We start from the raw sequence: 15,552 nt of genomic DNA on the forward strand, positions 1-15,552 counted from the left end.
ATGGATATAAAAGCTTACTTAGATACTAACCCGGCTATTAAACAATGGGTGCACTGGTTACTAATTCCCAGGCATGAAGCCCGTCCCCGTCGGTGGGTAAGCTGGTTTTTAAACCCTTTTATTCATAAAAAACACCGTCGTGCTAAGATCAGGTCTTCGGCCCGGATGGATGTATTACCTTTCAAGGCCTTTAGTCTCGGAGCTTACAGCACCATCGAAGATTTCTGCGTGGTTAACAATGGTGTAGGAGATGTCATTATTGGAGACCATTGCACTTTAGGTATTTCTTCAGTAGTTATTGGTCCTGTTCACCTTCACTCAGATGTAATTCTGGCCCAGCACGTGGTACTTTCAGGTCTGAACCATACGTATGAAGACGTTAAGCAACCCATTCATCGCCAATCTGTTACGGTTCAGCCCATTATTGTTGAAGAAGGCTGCTGGATTGGGGCAAATGCCGTTATAACGGCTGGAGTTACCATTGGCAGGAATTCGGTAGTAGCGGGTGGAAGTGTAGTAACGAAAGATGTTCCTCCGTACTCAGTCGTGGGAGGAAATCCGGCGAAGTTATTAAAGCAATATGATTCAGCCAGTGGACAGTGGCAACGGGTTACGAAACCAGCTTCCAGTCCACAATCTGCTCAATAATAGAACGAAATTCTTTAGCCCGGTGAGCCCAGGAGTTTCCACGAGCCATTTCAATTCGTTGTTTAACCTCAACGGGATCCGTACTTTCTAAAGCCTTTTGCAGACTTTTACTAAAAGCTTCGGCAGTAGACTCAATCGAGACGATGTCTTCAAAATCCTTCAGTATTGAAAAGGGTGTCGTTACTACGGGTAAGCCAGCGGCCAGATATTCGTTGATTTTCAGGGGATAAATCGTATATGTATGTTCATTACACACGAAGGGAATCATCGCAGCATCCCATTCGGATAAAGCCTGTGGTAATTCTTCTGGCCGCTTCGACGGTGTAAAAATGACATTCGAATACCCGGAGAGACACTCTTTCAGAGTGTCATCATTGACTGGGCCGAGAAACTCAAAGCGATGCTGGGGCATATCCTGCACACATCGTTCTACCAGCTCACCATCGATGCGGTTATCAGCAGTACCCAAATACCCGATAGTCTTATTCTCAGACTTTGGTTTCTGACTTTTCAAAAGATGAGCCTTATAGAATAAATCGAAATTAGCCCCATTTTTTACACAAAAAGTTCGAGGCTGTTCTTGGGATTTAAACTGTTGAAGAGCTTCGGAAGTCGTTACTACCGCATCCACTGCTTTCAGATACTTTTTTTCGTACCGGGCTCCATGCTTACCCATCCAGGCTTCCGCTGAAATTTCGTCAAAACAGTAATAAATGGTCGCAACCTCTCCTAACTTATGTAAAAGCGGTAAGCCCTGCACGGGATTAAATGCATTGATTATCAGGGGTGATTGCATCCCGAGCTCTTTCATAACTTCCCGAAGACCATTGGCCAGACGCTTGGTATTAATCTGGAGGAACGTGTCATGGTACGAATCACTCATCCAGTTCACACAGGAGCCATTACCGGGGGCAGCCATACGTAAAGTTCCCTATTTTCTTCTACTTTAGTTAATACCCCCTTACGGTTGACCAGCTTTTGCATAGGGACATTTCTGCGACCCGTCACCCCCATCACCATGTCTTTGAGTGTATATTGGTAATCCACATAAAGAACTCGATAATAGTTTGATAACTCGGTTAATAGCTGAACGGCTGAATTTTGAAATTCGCCCTGCCACGGAGTCTGTCCAATACAAATGATACTATCCAACGCTTTCATTGATATTCATAAGATGAGAAATACCCATCTTCATAAGGAGATTATTTCCTAATGTTATCAAAAAACCACTTAGGAATTTTAGGATAAGAACAACATTTATTCCAGGGGGCGGCAAGAATAAAGTTTTATTATTTATCAAAAATAGATAAGATTTAATGATCGTTTTCGATGAACTGCTCAAAACTCTCATCAACTGACCTATTACTGACGTTTAGTACTTTACAAATTGAGTCCAAAAATAATTTAAAGTGGTTAAATATTAAGCATTGAGATATAAAGCATTTTGATTTTAATCTTTACTATTTAAGAATTACATGATGGTACATAAAAAAACCTATAAATAAGCATTAATGTTCATATTATTACCTTGAGTCAATATTACTATCAGACCTATCAAGATTTCTAACATACATAATGATGAATGATAAGCTTTTTTTTGTAAAATATAGTATTTTTTTATGTTTTTCAAATAAAATATATAAATACACTAATCTAAAGTGAAAAATCTTTTAAGGTATAAGCACGTAAGTCTGGCATTATAATTTACCTTTAAATATTCTTTGCTGAGAGATGAGATTTATAGAGAAAATATACTCAATAGAATTATTTAGTATACTCTATCTGCTAGACCTAACCGAGTCATTTTGAATCACTTATTTTTCATAGTAAAGGCCTTATGTTCGCAACAAAAGGAATTTACTTAACATGTAATTTTCCGTATTTTCGTTATTACTGTCATTATAACACCGCCAATTTATGAATTCAGTTGAAAACCCGACCGTACTTATTCTGGACGACGAACCCATGACCCGGAAAGTACTTCAACTTGCCCTGAACAAAGATTTCAATACTGTTATTAAAGATGATGGGATGGCCGGTATGTCATGGATCGAAACGGGTGCTCCCGTAGATCTTATTGTGGCAGATCTTAACATGCCTCATTTAAACGGAAAGGAATTTTTAAAAGTCCTCCGTTCAAGTAATATGTATGGACATATACCCGTCATCATCCTTTCAGGAAGTGAAGAAAGTAATGATCGGATTCAGTGTCTAGAATTAGGGGCTGATGATTTTATGACCAAGCCCTTTAATCCCATGGAAATCACTGCAAAAGTAAAAGCCGTACTTCGTCGCGTCTACAGATAATTTCTACGGGAACCGATGTTCCTTCTCTGCAAAGCCCAAGCATAACGCCATTGAAACGACACCACAATGTCTGTTGTCTCCTCTGTACCTCTGCGTATATTATACGTGGAACAAGATTCAGAAGCTAGTCTGAACTTTATCAAGAAGTTTGGTCAGAATCTGAACATCAATCCATTAGAAGAAACCCATGAGGCTCTAGCGGCCCTTAAGGATCATTATCCGGCCGATGCCGTGATTCTTAGCTACACGCCAGAGGCTCGTACGTTCCTGAAAGAAATTCGTTCCACGCCCTGGCTCCAGTCCCTGCCAGTGTTGGTAACCGTACCCAAGCTAAGTGCAGAACTGGCCCAAGAGGCTCAGCAAGCTGGTGCTAATGACATTTTCCCCTCAGATTTTAGCAAGGGTGATTTGTTATTGCGGCTGCATTATTTTCTGCGTAAAAACCAGCTTAAAGCATTACAACCTAGCGAAACGCCCCGTTTTAATGTAAAAATTCCCTGGTGGAAACGGCTAATTGACATTTCTGCCACGGGTGCTGCTTTGATCTTACTGTCTCCTTTGTTACTAGTAGTCATCCTGCTAATCAGGCTAGACTCCAAAGGACCCATCATTTATAAATCCAAACGCGTAGGTACCGGTTATAAAGTATTTAACCTGCTTAAGTTCCGAACCATGCGAACGGATGCGGATAAAATGGTGAAGGATATGGCCGCCTTCAACATGTACAATAAAGAGGTAGAAAACACGACCTCGACTCAGAATCACAGCTTGTGTGCCGAGTGTAAAGCTTCGGGTTATACGGCCTGTCCTCAGATGCTATACCTTGACAATGAGCACGTTTGCGAAAAGGTATATCTCCAGCGGAAACACAACAAAGCCGCATTCATGAAGTTTGGGAATGATCCCCGTATTACCCGCATTGGGGGTTTCCTCCGTAATACCAGCATCGACGAGTTACCTCAGCTCATCAATATTTTCCGAGGCGATATGTCTCTGGTGGGTAATCGGCCACTACCGCTTTACGAAGCAGAAAAACTGACTTCCGACGAATATATTCTTCGTTTTGCCGGACCGGCTGGACTGACCGGGCTTTGGCAGGTAACTAAACGAGGAAAAGGTAAACAGGATATGTCCGAAGAAGAACGTATGCAACTTGACATTGAGTACGCTCGCAATTTCTCGTTTGCTATGGACATGAAAATTATTTTTAAAACATTTCCGGCCCTATTTCAGTCCGAGAATGTATAATCCTAATAGACTGCCCACTCGTTTCTTATTCAATCATCATCACCCATGGCGAGAGCAGGAAATGCATATATCATCCGTTCTATGATAAAAAAGTTCTTCTTTGTTCTCGCTATCTTTCTTTCCGTTTTTCAACAAACGCGAGCACAAGAATCGCAGAATTCCATGATGCAGGATATCTCTTATCCCTATTTGGAAAAACTGATTGCAGTTGCCCGGGAGAAGTATCCTAAAAGTAAAATGTATAATTCCAGGATCGACGCGGCCAATGCGGTCATTAAGAAAAATCGTCTTTCCTACTTTGACGCTTTATCCTTCACCTACCTCTACAGTCCCAATAACAGCGTAACACTGATTAACCAAAATCCAAGCCAGCCTAGCGGTAGCACCCGCAATTTGTTAAATGGCTATCAATTGGGGCTTGTGGTAAATGCTGGGGCTTTGCTTCAGAAACCAGCTCTTGTGAAGCAGGCCAAAGCCGAGCAGGAAGTAGTCGTGTACGAAAGAGACGCTTTTGATTTGACGCTTAAGGCCGACGTAGAGCAGAGGTATTACATTTATATTCAACGAAAAGCCATTTTAAGAACGAAAATTCAGGCTTTACTGGATGTAGAAAGCATGCTTAAGGACGTGAAATACAAGTATGAAAAGGGTCAGGAAACGCTGGAAAGCTATAACAAAATGCTATTGATGATTTCAGATCATACCCAGGGTAAAATGACGGCTGAAAGCGAAATGCTGGTGGCAAAAAGTCGCCTCGAAGAGTTAGTAGGAGAAAAACTTGAAAACATAAAACTTTAACTAGCTCAACTTAGCCCTTTGCCCGGTCTGAGTTTTTACAGGCGTTAAAGGTTCCTTAACGATCAATGAATCTATGACTGAATTCGTACAGTTTCTAAAGTTTTTGTATAGCAAGAAACTAATCTTAATACTAGTCCCTCTCGTTACTACTATTGCCAGTTATTTTCTAGTAAAAAAATTACCCGATCAGTATAAATCAGAAGCTCGGATCTCGACGGGTCTGGTGGATAAGACTGATCAGGGGTTTTCCTTACGTACTGACGAACAGCAATCGGAGATCAGCCAGAAGTTTAATAACATCATTCAAAGCATGTTATTGAAAAAGACACTGGATCCCATTGGTTATCAGCTCATCCTGCATGATCTAAAAGCTAAATCGGCAGAAGAATCCTATCGAAAGCCCAGTTCTTTATTAAAAGATTTAAGCCCTCAGCAACGGAGCCGGGCTATTGCTATTTTTACCCAAAAACTTGCAACCCGGGATGAGCTCTCTCCGCAGAAAAAAGAAGAGATTGAGCTTCAGGACTTACTGGAGTCCATGAAATATGATAATGAGTCATTAACGAAAAAATTTACTGTCTATCGTGTGGGTGACAGTGACTTCATCAAGGTTGAATTTGAAGGCGAAAACCCGTATCTGACTGAGTTTGCAGTAAATGCCCTGTGTAATGAATTTATTACCGCTTTCTCCAATCGTCTTCAGAGTAGTAACACCCGATCCATTGAGTTTTTAGAAGCATTCATGAATGAAAAGATGTCGAATTTAAGTCGGCGTATGAATGAACTTAAAAACTTTAAAATTCAGAATAGGGTATTAAACCTTAACGAACAGGCTCGAAATTTATACGGAGAAATCACTGATTTCGAGACTAAAAAAGAAGTGGCAGTCAAAGATGTAGTGGCTTACACGGCGGCTTTAAAGAACATTGATAATAAGTTTAACCCCGCTGACCGACAGTATCTTGAAAACGCGATGACGGCTATCAATCAAAAAGTCATTGACGTCAAACAGCAGTTACGGGCCGCTAACGATATTTACTATTCAAGCAACTTTGACCCTAAATTCAAGCAACGGGTTGACTCTTTACAAAACCAGTTAAATATACAAATCAGTGCGGCAACGGATAGTTACATCTACAATCCATTAGTAGCCAAAGGAGATTTAATCACCCAGAAATTAAGTCTGGAAATCCAACGGGAAATAGCTCAGAACAGTATTAAATCCTTACAGGATCAACTTGACAAGTTAAATAGCCGTCTGGATTCTATGGTTCCTAATGAGGCTCGGGTTCAGGAATATGAAACAAGTATTGATGTAGCCAGTAAAGAATACATCGAAGCATTGCAACGGTACAATGAAGCAAAAATGCTTTCTCAGTATACGCTTCAGCTTCGCATTCTTGAAAAAGCTTTACCAGGAACAGCAGCCCCTTCGAAAAAAATTATCCTAGTTGCTTTATCAGGAATTGTCAGTTTCGTTCTCTGCGTTTTTGTCTTCTTTATTATCTATTACCTGGACAAATCCATTCAGGATCCCTTGTCACTGGCCAATGCCACCGATAGCCCGGTTTTAGGTCGACTAAATATGCTGACTGATCCGGCTTCGCTGAATCAGTCCTGGCAGAATCAATCGGATAATAAGAACGTCCAGCAGTACAAAGACTTACTTCGAGCCGTTCGTTTTGAACTGGATAATGAACTAAAGGACAAACATATTCTGGCCATTACCAGCCTTACTCAGGGAGAAGGGAAAACGCTGATTACATTGAGCTTATCCCAGGCCTTCTCCATGATCGGGAAAAAAGTATTAGTCATCGATGGTAACTTCCTGAATCCATCCATTAGTCAAAGCTCCGGCTCTACCTTATTTTTGGAAGACTACCTGACAGGACAAACCGCCTTACCTGTGGCAACGGACCCTCACCCCATTCAGTTTCTGAGTAATAAGGGTTTGGATTATTCATTACTGGAAATTGCCAGCGAAACAACCGTTCAGCAGAAAATGCAGGAGCTTAGCCGTAACTTTGATGTAATCCTCATCGAGACACCCTCGCTGGAAAGTCTCAACAAAGCCAAGGAATGGATTGCGGTTTCTGATAAAGTGGTGGCCGTATACAAGTCCGGTGAAACCATTACCGCGAAAAAGGCTCCCGCCGTTACCTACTTAACGAGTCTGAAAAATTCCTTTACGGGATGGATTCTAAATAAAACGACGATCGCTTAACCGCCTAACCCGATGACTGTGTTCTATTATTTATGGGCCATCGTCCAGATTTGCATTGGCTATAACCTGGTATTTCCGCTGGTGCTCTGGGTCATTTATCTTTTAAAAGGAAAACCTACCTTACCGAATCGTTCGACTGCTCCTGAAGCCGATTACGCGATTATTGTAACTGCCTACGAACAGACCACGCTATTGCCTAAAGTAGTAGATTCGTTGCTAGCTTTACACTACTCGAATTATCTGATTTATATCGTTGCGGATAAGTGCGATATTAGTAATCTACACTTTCCTGATCCACGGGTTATTTTACTTCGTCCGGAGCAGGTTCTTGCGAGTAATACGCGGTCTCATTTTTATGCCATTCGCCATTTCCGAAGACCGCACGAACGGCTCACGATTATTGACAGTGATAACCTCGTGGACCCTCAATACCTGAATGAGCTCAATGTTTACTTCGATCAAGGTTTTCAGGCGGTTCAGGGCATTCGCGAAGCAAAAAATATGAATACCACCCTGGCCTGTCTGGATGCGGGGCGAGACATTTATTACCACTTTTACGACGGAAAAGTACTTTTTGGCGTGGGTTCTTCAGCTACCCTGGCTGGTTCAGGCATGGCTTTTACCGTGCGTTTATACCGGGAATGTCTGGAACATCTCGACGTAAGCGGAGCCGGTTTTGACAAGGTGTTACAGTACGCCATCATTAGCCGGGGCTACCGAATTGCGTTCACGGATAAAGCTATTGTTTACGACGAAAAAACGGCTAAATCGGATCAGCTGGTCAAACAACGAGCCCGCTGGATTAACACCTGGTTCAAGTATTTCACCTACGGTTTCAAGCTTATTGGCAAAGGCATTCGTTCGTTTAACTGGAATCAGTTTGTATTTGGGTTTATTCTGCTCAGACCACCACTTTTTATATTCCTGGTGCTATCAGTTATATTCATGCTGGTTAATTTGCTGATTGCTCCTTTAGCTTCCCTAAGCTGGCTGATTAGCTTGATATTATTTGTGGTAGGCTTCCTGCTGGCTTTGGTTAGCTCCGAAACGGATCCCCGGATTTACCGTTCTCTGGTGAATATTCCCAGCTTTATGATGTATCAAATACTGGCTTTACTGAAAGCCAGGAAAGCCAATAAGTATTCAGTAGCTACTAAACACGAAGGCTCCGAATCTTAACGTGATGTTATGAAGATATATCCAGAACGAACAACGGAGGAGGACTTGCCTGATTCAACGGAAAACCTCACGCCTATTCAAATCATTACCCGCAAGGTAGCCATTTGGGTGGCTCTAGCCAGTGTATTTGTCTTTTTCTTTAAACTCCTGTTTTTTTAGGTGAGCGACGTTCCCTATCCCATATCGTCTTCTGAAAGCACCCGCCCCACGCTTCGTTCCTGGCTTCGACAAAAGCTCTGGATTGAAAAGTTCTATAATGTTCCGGGCATTTCCATTTTGTTGGTTTTATCACTGGCAATGGGCTGGCTTACGGTTACCTATGGAATAGTAGCAGGAGCAGGTATTATTGCCACGCTCATTGGTATTCCCTGCGTTTACGCCATTGTGGCCAAGCCCTCTTTTGGCATACTAGTCTTATTGGCTTTTGCGTACCTGCTTTTTTACCTGATGCGATTTGGGCTCAATTTTCCATTGGGTACGTTAATGGATGGCATTCAGCTCATGCTCATTCTGGGCTTTTTCATCTACCAGCGAGCCAAGCCCGACTGGAGTGTTTTTCAGGGCCGTATCAGTACGATGATCTGGGTCTGGATTGCCTTTAATTTTCTGGAAATTGTTAACCCTGCGGCGGAATCCCGTCTGGCCTGGGTGTATACGGTTCGGTCGGTAGCCTTCGTAATGTTGATGTACTTCGTGTTTAAGTATCAAATTCGCACGGTACAACTCATACGTACTATTCTTAAAATGTGGCTATTATTGGCAGCATACGCCGCTGGCTACGCCTTCAAACAGGAGTATATCGGCTTTTCAGCCGCAGAAGAAGAGTGGTTACATTCTGATCCGAACATCGCCAACCTTTTATTTATCGGAGGGCACTGGCGTAAGTATTCGATTCTTTCCGACCCCGTGGCTTTTTCCTATAACATGGTGATTGCGGCACTCATCTGCGTAGCCCTGATTTCTGGAAATTTAAAAACCTGGAAGAAATACGTGCTAGGAGTATTAATCGTCTTTTATATGGCGGCTATGCTATTTTCCGGAACGCGGGGAGCCTACGTATTAGTACCGGCTGGTCTGGCTATGTTTGGAATCTTAAACTACACCCCAAGGGTATTACAATTTAGTATTGTTGCGGCCATACTCATGGTCATTCTAATTTTTATTCCCACCTCTAATCAGACGCTTTATCGGTTCCAGTCGGCCTTCAAGCCTTCGGAAGATGCTTCGTTTAATTTACGAAAGGCTAATCAAAAACGTATCCAGCCGTATATTCTCTCCCACCCGATTGGTGGTGGTTTAGGAGCTACGGGCGTATGGGGACAACGCTTCGCTCCGAATTCGTACCTGGCTAATTTTCCACCGGACAGCGGTTATGTTCGCGTAGCGGTAGAGATGGGTTGGATTGGCCTGTTCCTTTTCTGTCTACTTATGTTTCAGATCATTCGAACGGGTATAATCAATTATTACGCAATCCGAAATCCGGAGCTGAAAATGTATTGTCTGGCCATGACTCTTTCGGTCTTTGCTCTTAATATTGGCAATTACCCCCAGGAAGCCATCGTCCAGTTTCCTTCTAGCATATACATCTACCTGATGGCCGCCCTGATTGATGTAACCCGGCGACTGGATCAGGAAGAGCAGAAAAAGCTTCTGGCTACGGCTTAAATTTATACCGCTGAAGTACTGGGTGAGTGTAAATTCCAGGAAACTCCTTTCATAAAGGCTTTGGCATGAGCCATTTTTCCCTGAATAAGATACGTCAGCAAGTGTTTAGGCAATACGGCAAATGCAAAAAATCCGTAAAAAACCATTCGTTGAAACCAGCTTCCGTGCCGACGGATATATAAGATACGGTTACGAGTCAGGTAATAGGTTTTTAAAGGATTGGCTGGACCCACTGAAACCGATTCTTTATGTAAAATGTGCGTGGTTCCGACGTAATAAATCAAAAACCCACCGTCTTTAATTCGTTGTGACCAGTCCAGCTCTTCATAATACAGGAAGAACCGTTCAGCAAATCGGCCTACCTTTTCGATAACTTCCCGCTTGACCAGCATAGCACAGCCGTGGGCAAAATTGGTAACCCCCGACTGATCAAATTTAGCCTCGTCTTTTTCATTCAATCCAATGGGAGTAGCCGTACCAGTATAGGGATTCATGGGATTGTACCCCGCGTATTGAACGATGTCAGGGTAATCAAAAAACTTGATTTTAGGGCAAGTAACTCCAATACGGGGATCCGTTGCGAAAGGCTTGAGCAGATCATCTAATAAGGACGGAGGCATTTCCGTATCATTATTCACAATGAAGAAATAATCGCCATTAGCCGCTGCCATACCGATGTTATTTCCACCAGTAAACCCTAGGTTTTCTTCACTTCGCACGATGCGGGTACCTGGGTAATCACTCACGTCTAAAACGGTGCTCAGCACCTGCTTGGAAGCGTTATCTACAATAACGATTTCGTAATTAGGATACGTGAGGAAACGACTAGATTCCAGAAATTGGCGAGTAACCTCTGCCTGATTGTAATTGATCGTTACAATTGAAACCTTTGGCAGGCTTGCACTTGAACTCATAAATAGCTGGCGGTTTTGTAGAATTGGGCGGATTTTTTAGGCCTTAATGAGTAGTTGATGATTATTTCTGAGCCAACCTTCTGAACTCTACCGCAATACGCTTTTTAAAAGCTTTTAGAACACCTCCATCACGGTTCAATACCCGGTCGTCCGTCCAAACGTGAGCCCCCTTGGTTACGTGCTTAAGTTTGCCTTTATCGAGTAAGGTCATCGCCATCCAGCCATCTTCACATACGCCCTGAGCGGCTACCGTTCCCTGATGCCCGGCATCCACCCGGAACCCACCTACGTCCAGCCCATCACTGCGACGAAACGCAAAGTTAAAACCCAGTACATTGATGTATTCAAAACCCTTCCAGCGGCGAAGTTTGAATCCGGCATGAGAAACGGTTTCGTGTAACATTAAAGCCGCTCTCGAATTAACCGCACTAGGCAAAAATGAATACGTCCCGTACGTACAGGAAAATTCAGGCGTCGTCAGGGGTTCTACCAAGCTATCAACCCAGGTAGGTGGGTAAATGCAGTCACAGTCGGCATTAAGCAGGTATTTCCCACGGGCTGCTTCCAAACCTGCCTGCCGGGCATGGCCTATTCCCTGCTGCGTTACGAGAATGGATTTAACCCCACAAGCATCTAGTAAAGCCTGGGTGCGATCCTTAGAATTATTGTTGGCAATAATCAGCTCCGTCCGAAAGCGAGTTTTCTGATTAGCCAGCGAAGATAGCGTATTGAGAATGGTTCGTTCCTCATTATACGCAGGAATAGCAATGGTCACCTCGGGATCTTCAACCTGAAACTTGGAAAGTCGGGTCTTTAGATCGTCAAGGAGTGAAGGGTCGGGTTTTTCGGCAGAGTAGCTAAAACGGTGCTGCAACAACCAGGCAGGAAGTAGATGCATACACAAATATTAAATAAATGAACGACAAAAGAGAAAATAACAAACAAATTATAAAATAAAATGTATTATATTTTGAATTATATTGCATGACATTTGTTAACGATTATCTCTGCTCTATCTATGAATATTCGAATTATTCACCGCGTCAAAAAAATGGCTGAAACGTAGAAAATTTAGAAAGCTTTTAAAAGATTTTCTAGCGACTATTGTCCGCCAACAAAGTTGAGATGAAATCACCCTTACTTCTTGCAGCAGTGCTCTGTGGAGCACTTGGCATTTCCTATGGAGCTTCTTCAGCTCCCTCTCCCCACCTTTACAAGCCTTTACCAGCGAAGATTGAGGCTGAAAATTATGATGCCATGCTAGGCGTGCAGACCGAGACCACCAGTGATGTGGGTGGCGGTTTGAATGTAAGCTGGATCGACGATAATGACTGGATGGATTACCAGGTCAATGTTCCTTCTGCTGGCGTATATGCTTTCAGTTTTCGGGTTGCCAATAGTTATGGGAATGGAAAAATCGAGTTACAAAACGCTTCGGGTAGTGTGCTCTCTACGCTCAGCGTACCCCAAACAGGTGGCTGGCAAGGCTGGACGACCATCAGTACAAGCGTTTCTTTGCCCGCTGGTAATCAAACCATTCGAATTTTTGCTAGACAGGGAGCCTGGAATTTTAACTGGTTTGAAGTAAAAGCCTGTAGACCCATCCCCGCTAAGATCGAAGCGGAAGATTATGATGCCATGCTGGGCGTGCAGACGGAAACCACCAGCGATGTGGGTGGCGGTCTTAACGTAGGCCGAATTGACAGTAACGACTGGCTGGATTATAACATCAAAGTACCCTCTGCGGGAAATTATACCCTTAATTTTCGGATAGCCAATAGTTATGGGAACGGGAAATTTGAAGTTCAGAATGGCAATGGAACCGTTTTAAAAACCATAAGTGTACCCCAAACGGGTGGCTGGCAAGTCTGGTCTACTATCAGCACAACGGTAACCCTACCTGAGGGCAGTCAGAAGCTACGTTTGTTCATCAAACAAGGTGACTGGAATTTCAACTGGTTGGAAATTAAAACAGGTACTTCGAATTCGGTTCTCTCACCGTCCGTTGTTTCCTTCCCTGCCATTCCCGAGAAAAAGGTAGGTGATCAGCCTTTCGTGCTTAATGCTACTAGTAACAACAACGAATCGCCGATTACCTATACCTCGGCAAATCCCGATATTATCTCGGTTTCGAACGCTACTGGTCAATGGAAAGCTAATGTTGTGGCCGCTGGAACGACTTCTATCACGGCTTCGCAAGCCGCGAGTAAGAATTATACAGCAGCGGGAAACGAGACTGTTAATGTTCTTGTAAAAGCTAACCAAACTGCCCCCACTAGTCCTTCGACTACAACTCCTGCTTATGAAGTAGTAGGGACTAAAATCACACTTGATCCCAAACGTTGGTATCAGTTGAATAACGTCAGCAATGGGCTTGAGGGCTTATTTGATGGCATTACGGATGTGGCTGTCAATACAGGTTGGGGAAAAATTCTGAATAACTTTGACGCTTATTATCCTCTTCAGGATGGAGAAAGAATGACGATTCAGAGTATTCGGTTCTACGATGGAGAAGGCTCCTTGAAGGATAATCCGGTAACCATATCCATTATTGATGAGAACTGGAAACGTATCCCCATCGCTACCTTCACGGGGGAACGTTACAATGAGTGGGTAGGCCCTTACCCCGATCGTTATTCTACGTTCACCCTTGATACCCCTATTCCTAATGCCCGTTATCTGGTTCTGAATGCCTGGTATCAATATCCCAACGAAATGGAAATCTACGGAACCTATCAGGCTGCCACTAATCAGCCTACAGCAGCTCCGCAAAAATCCGTGAAGCTGAAGGATATGTTCGGAATCAATGCCTTTGAATGGGATTTTGAAGATGGCCAAAATCCAACGGTCATCAATGAAACAAAGCTCAAGGCCGTTAAAAATTTCTCAGGTATTCGTCATTATATGGACTGGGAAAAACTGGAGTCAACCGAAGGGAAATATACCTTTAACCCAGTACACAGCGGTGGCTGGAATTATGATATCATCTACGAACGCTGCAAGGCCGAGGGTATCGAAGTGTTAGCCTGTCTTAAAACCATCCCAAACTGGATGCAGGAAACCTACCCCGATGATGAACGTGATTCGGAGAACATTCCGCTTCGTTACGGTAAAGACCTGACCAATCCCACTTCCTATATTGAGCAGGCTAAAGTAGGTTTCCAGTACGCAGCCCGTTACGGAAGTAATACCAACGTTGACCCATCTTTAATGAGCGTAAACAGCTCTCAACGCTGGAATAACGACGGCATTAATACGGTAAAAATTGGTCTGAACCTCATCAAGTACATTGAGTGCGAAAACGAACGTGACAAATGGTGGAAAGGTCGCAAAGCTTACCAGACCAGCCGTGAATACGCCGCCAACCTTTCGGCTTTTTACGATGGTCATAAAAACACCATGGGCCCCGGCGTTGGTATTAAAAACGCAGATCCTAATATGAAGGTGGTAGTGGCTGGTTTGGCAGCAGCTTCGGTGGATTACATCAAGGGAATGATTGACTGGTGCAAAGAATACCGGGGTTACAAAGCGGACGGCAGCGTTAACCTTTGCTGGGACGTGATTAATTATCACCTGTATTCGGACGACGGTGCTATGATGCAAAACGGCATGGCTTCCCGTGGAGCCGCCCCCGAAGTAACCCGGGTCCGTCAGATTGCGTCTGATTTTAATACCTTAGCTCATCAGCAATCACAGGGGATGCCCGTTTGGGTAACCGAAACGGGTTATGACCTGAATCAGGGTAGCCCGCTAAAAGCCATTGCCATTGGAAATAAGACGGCTATTCAAACGCAGGCAGACTGGATCTTACGTACCTCCTTACTTTATGCCCGGGCAGGTATTGAAAAAGTGTTCCTGTATCAGATGTACGACGATAATTTCCTTTCGCCAACGCAGTTTGGTTCAATGGGCTTGATTAATACCGATCAGACTCGTAAACCAGCAGCCGATTACATTCATCAGGTTCATGAAAAATTTGGGGAATTTAGTTACCAGTCTACGCTTCAGAATGACCCTATTGTGGATCATTACAAGTATAACAATCAGTCCATGTACATGCTGGTAGTGCCCGACGAAAAAGAACGGACGGCTAGCTATGTGCTCAATCTTAACGGAGCAAGTACTGCGAAGCTTTACAAACCCGTGATCGGTAGCGACTCCATGCAGGTAACAACACTGACAGCTACGGCGGGTAAGGTAACCATTCCGGTTTCTGAAACCCCGGTGTTTGTCGTCCCTGGTCCTACCACTTCAACGGCGGGTCGGGTAGCTGCGGAAGCTGCGGCCCCAGTGTTGAGCTCATCGTTAAGCAGTTTGAAGGTGTTCCCGGTTCCCGCTGTTGACTTTGTGGAGGTTTCGCTGGAAAATGATAACGCTCTTCCGGTGGAATTCTACCTCTATGACTCTGGCTTGGGCCGTAGCATTAAACAACAACTGCATAAGAAAGAAGGCTATAGCTTCCATCAAAAATTGGATGTTTCCTCACTGAATAAAGGTGTTTACTTACTTGAAATTCGGCAGGGGCAGGAACGTGTGATTAAGAAGTTTGTCAAAATGTAACAGAAAAGA

At 43.6% G+C, this 15,552-nt stretch carries 13 protein-coding genes; 9 read left to right on the forward strand and 4 right to left on the reverse strand.

Annotated features, from left to right (window positions below):
* Nucleotides 1-648, forward strand: a complete 648-nt coding sequence (locus QE357_RS00395; RefSeq protein ID WP_309704912.1) for an acyltransferase — start codon at nt 1-3, stop codon at nt 646-648.
* Here QE357_RS00395 and QE357_RS00400 read toward each other — a convergent pair.
* Both QE357_RS00400 and QE357_RS00405 read right to left on the reverse strand, forming a co-directional pair.
* Nucleotides 611-1,567 carry a glycosyltransferase gene (locus QE357_RS00400; RefSeq protein WP_309704914.1) on the reverse strand — a complete coding sequence of 319 codons (957 nt, stop codon included), beginning with the start codon at nt 1,565-1,567 and terminating at the stop codon, nt 611-613. The two genes, QE357_RS00395 and QE357_RS00400, sit on opposite strands and share 38 nt — an antisense overlap.
* Nucleotides 1,537-1,809 carry a hypothetical protein gene (locus QE357_RS00405; RefSeq protein ID WP_309704916.1) on the reverse strand — a complete coding sequence of 91 codons (273 nt, stop codon included), beginning with the start codon at nt 1,807-1,809 and terminating at the stop codon, nt 1,537-1,539. Before QE357_RS00405 ends, QE357_RS00400 begins: the two co-directional genes overlap by 31 nt.
* Nucleotides 1,810-2,565: 756 nt before the next feature.
* Here QE357_RS00405 and QE357_RS00410 point away from each other — a divergent pair.
* From QE357_RS00410 to QE357_RS00440, 7 genes are all read left to right on the forward strand, one after another.
* A complete protein-coding gene (locus QE357_RS00410) occupies nt 2,566-2,955 on the forward strand; it encodes a response regulator transcription factor (RefSeq protein WP_106637449.1) in 390 nt (129 codons plus the stop codon).
* 66 nt (nt 2,956-3,021) lie between these two features.
* Nucleotides 3,022-4,203 carry a sugar transferase gene (locus tag QE357_RS00415; protein WP_106637448.1) on the forward strand — a complete coding sequence of 394 codons (1,182 nt, stop codon included), beginning with the start codon at nt 3,022-3,024 and terminating at the stop codon, nt 4,201-4,203.
* 162 nt (nt 4,204-4,365) lie between these two features.
* Nucleotides 4,366-5,001, forward strand: a complete 636-nt coding sequence (locus QE357_RS00420) for a TolC family protein (protein ID WP_309704920.1) — start codon at nt 4,366-4,368, stop codon at nt 4,999-5,001.
* Nucleotides 5,002-5,074: 73 nt separating this feature from the next.
* On the forward strand, nt 5,075-7,225 hold the full coding sequence (locus QE357_RS00425; protein ID WP_309704922.1) for a lipopolysaccharide biosynthesis protein: 2,151 nt from the start codon (nt 5,075-5,077) through the stop codon (nt 7,223-7,225).
* Nucleotides 7,226-7,237: 12 nt separating this feature from the next.
* On the forward strand, nt 7,238-8,404 hold the full coding sequence (locus QE357_RS00430) for a glycosyltransferase (protein WP_307141621.1): 1,167 nt from the start codon (nt 7,238-7,240) through the stop codon (nt 8,402-8,404).
* A 9-nt stretch (nt 8,405-8,413) separates the two neighbouring features.
* Nucleotides 8,414-8,563, forward strand: a complete 150-nt coding sequence (locus tag QE357_RS00435) for a hypothetical protein (RefSeq protein WP_198555269.1) — start codon at nt 8,414-8,416, stop codon at nt 8,561-8,563.
* Nucleotides 8,564-10,069 (forward strand): O-antigen ligase family protein, encoded by a 1,506-nt coding sequence (locus QE357_RS00440; protein ID WP_309704927.1) that lies wholly within the window; start codon nt 8,564-8,566, stop codon nt 10,067-10,069.
* A gap of 2 nt (nt 10,070-10,071) precedes the next feature.
* Here the strand turns inward: QE357_RS00440 and QE357_RS00445 are convergent, their stop codons facing one another.
* Together QE357_RS00445 and QE357_RS00450 are read right to left on the reverse strand one after the other, a co-directional pair.
* Complete coding sequence (locus tag QE357_RS00445) at nt 10,072-10,983, reverse strand: glycosyltransferase family 2 protein (protein WP_307141623.1); 912 nt, start codon at nt 10,981-10,983, stop codon at nt 10,072-10,074.
* Between the two features lie 61 nt (nt 10,984-11,044).
* Complete coding sequence (locus tag QE357_RS00450; RefSeq protein WP_309704929.1) at nt 11,045-11,881, reverse strand: glycosyltransferase family 2 protein; 837 nt, start codon at nt 11,879-11,881, stop codon at nt 11,045-11,047.
* 227 nt (nt 11,882-12,108) lie between these two features.
* Here QE357_RS00450 and QE357_RS00455 point away from each other — a divergent pair, with 227 nt between their 5' ends.
* Nucleotides 12,109-15,543 carry a carbohydrate-binding protein gene (locus tag QE357_RS00455; protein ID WP_309704931.1) on the forward strand — a complete coding sequence of 1,145 codons (3,435 nt, stop codon included), beginning with the start codon at nt 12,109-12,111 and terminating at the stop codon, nt 15,541-15,543.
* Nucleotides 15,544-15,552 lie beyond the last annotated feature (9 nt).

Source organism: Siphonobacter sp. SORGH_AS_0500 (genome assembly GCF_031453245.1).
Classification (GTDB): Bacteria; Bacteroidota; Bacteroidia; order Cytophagales; family Spirosomataceae; genus Siphonobacter.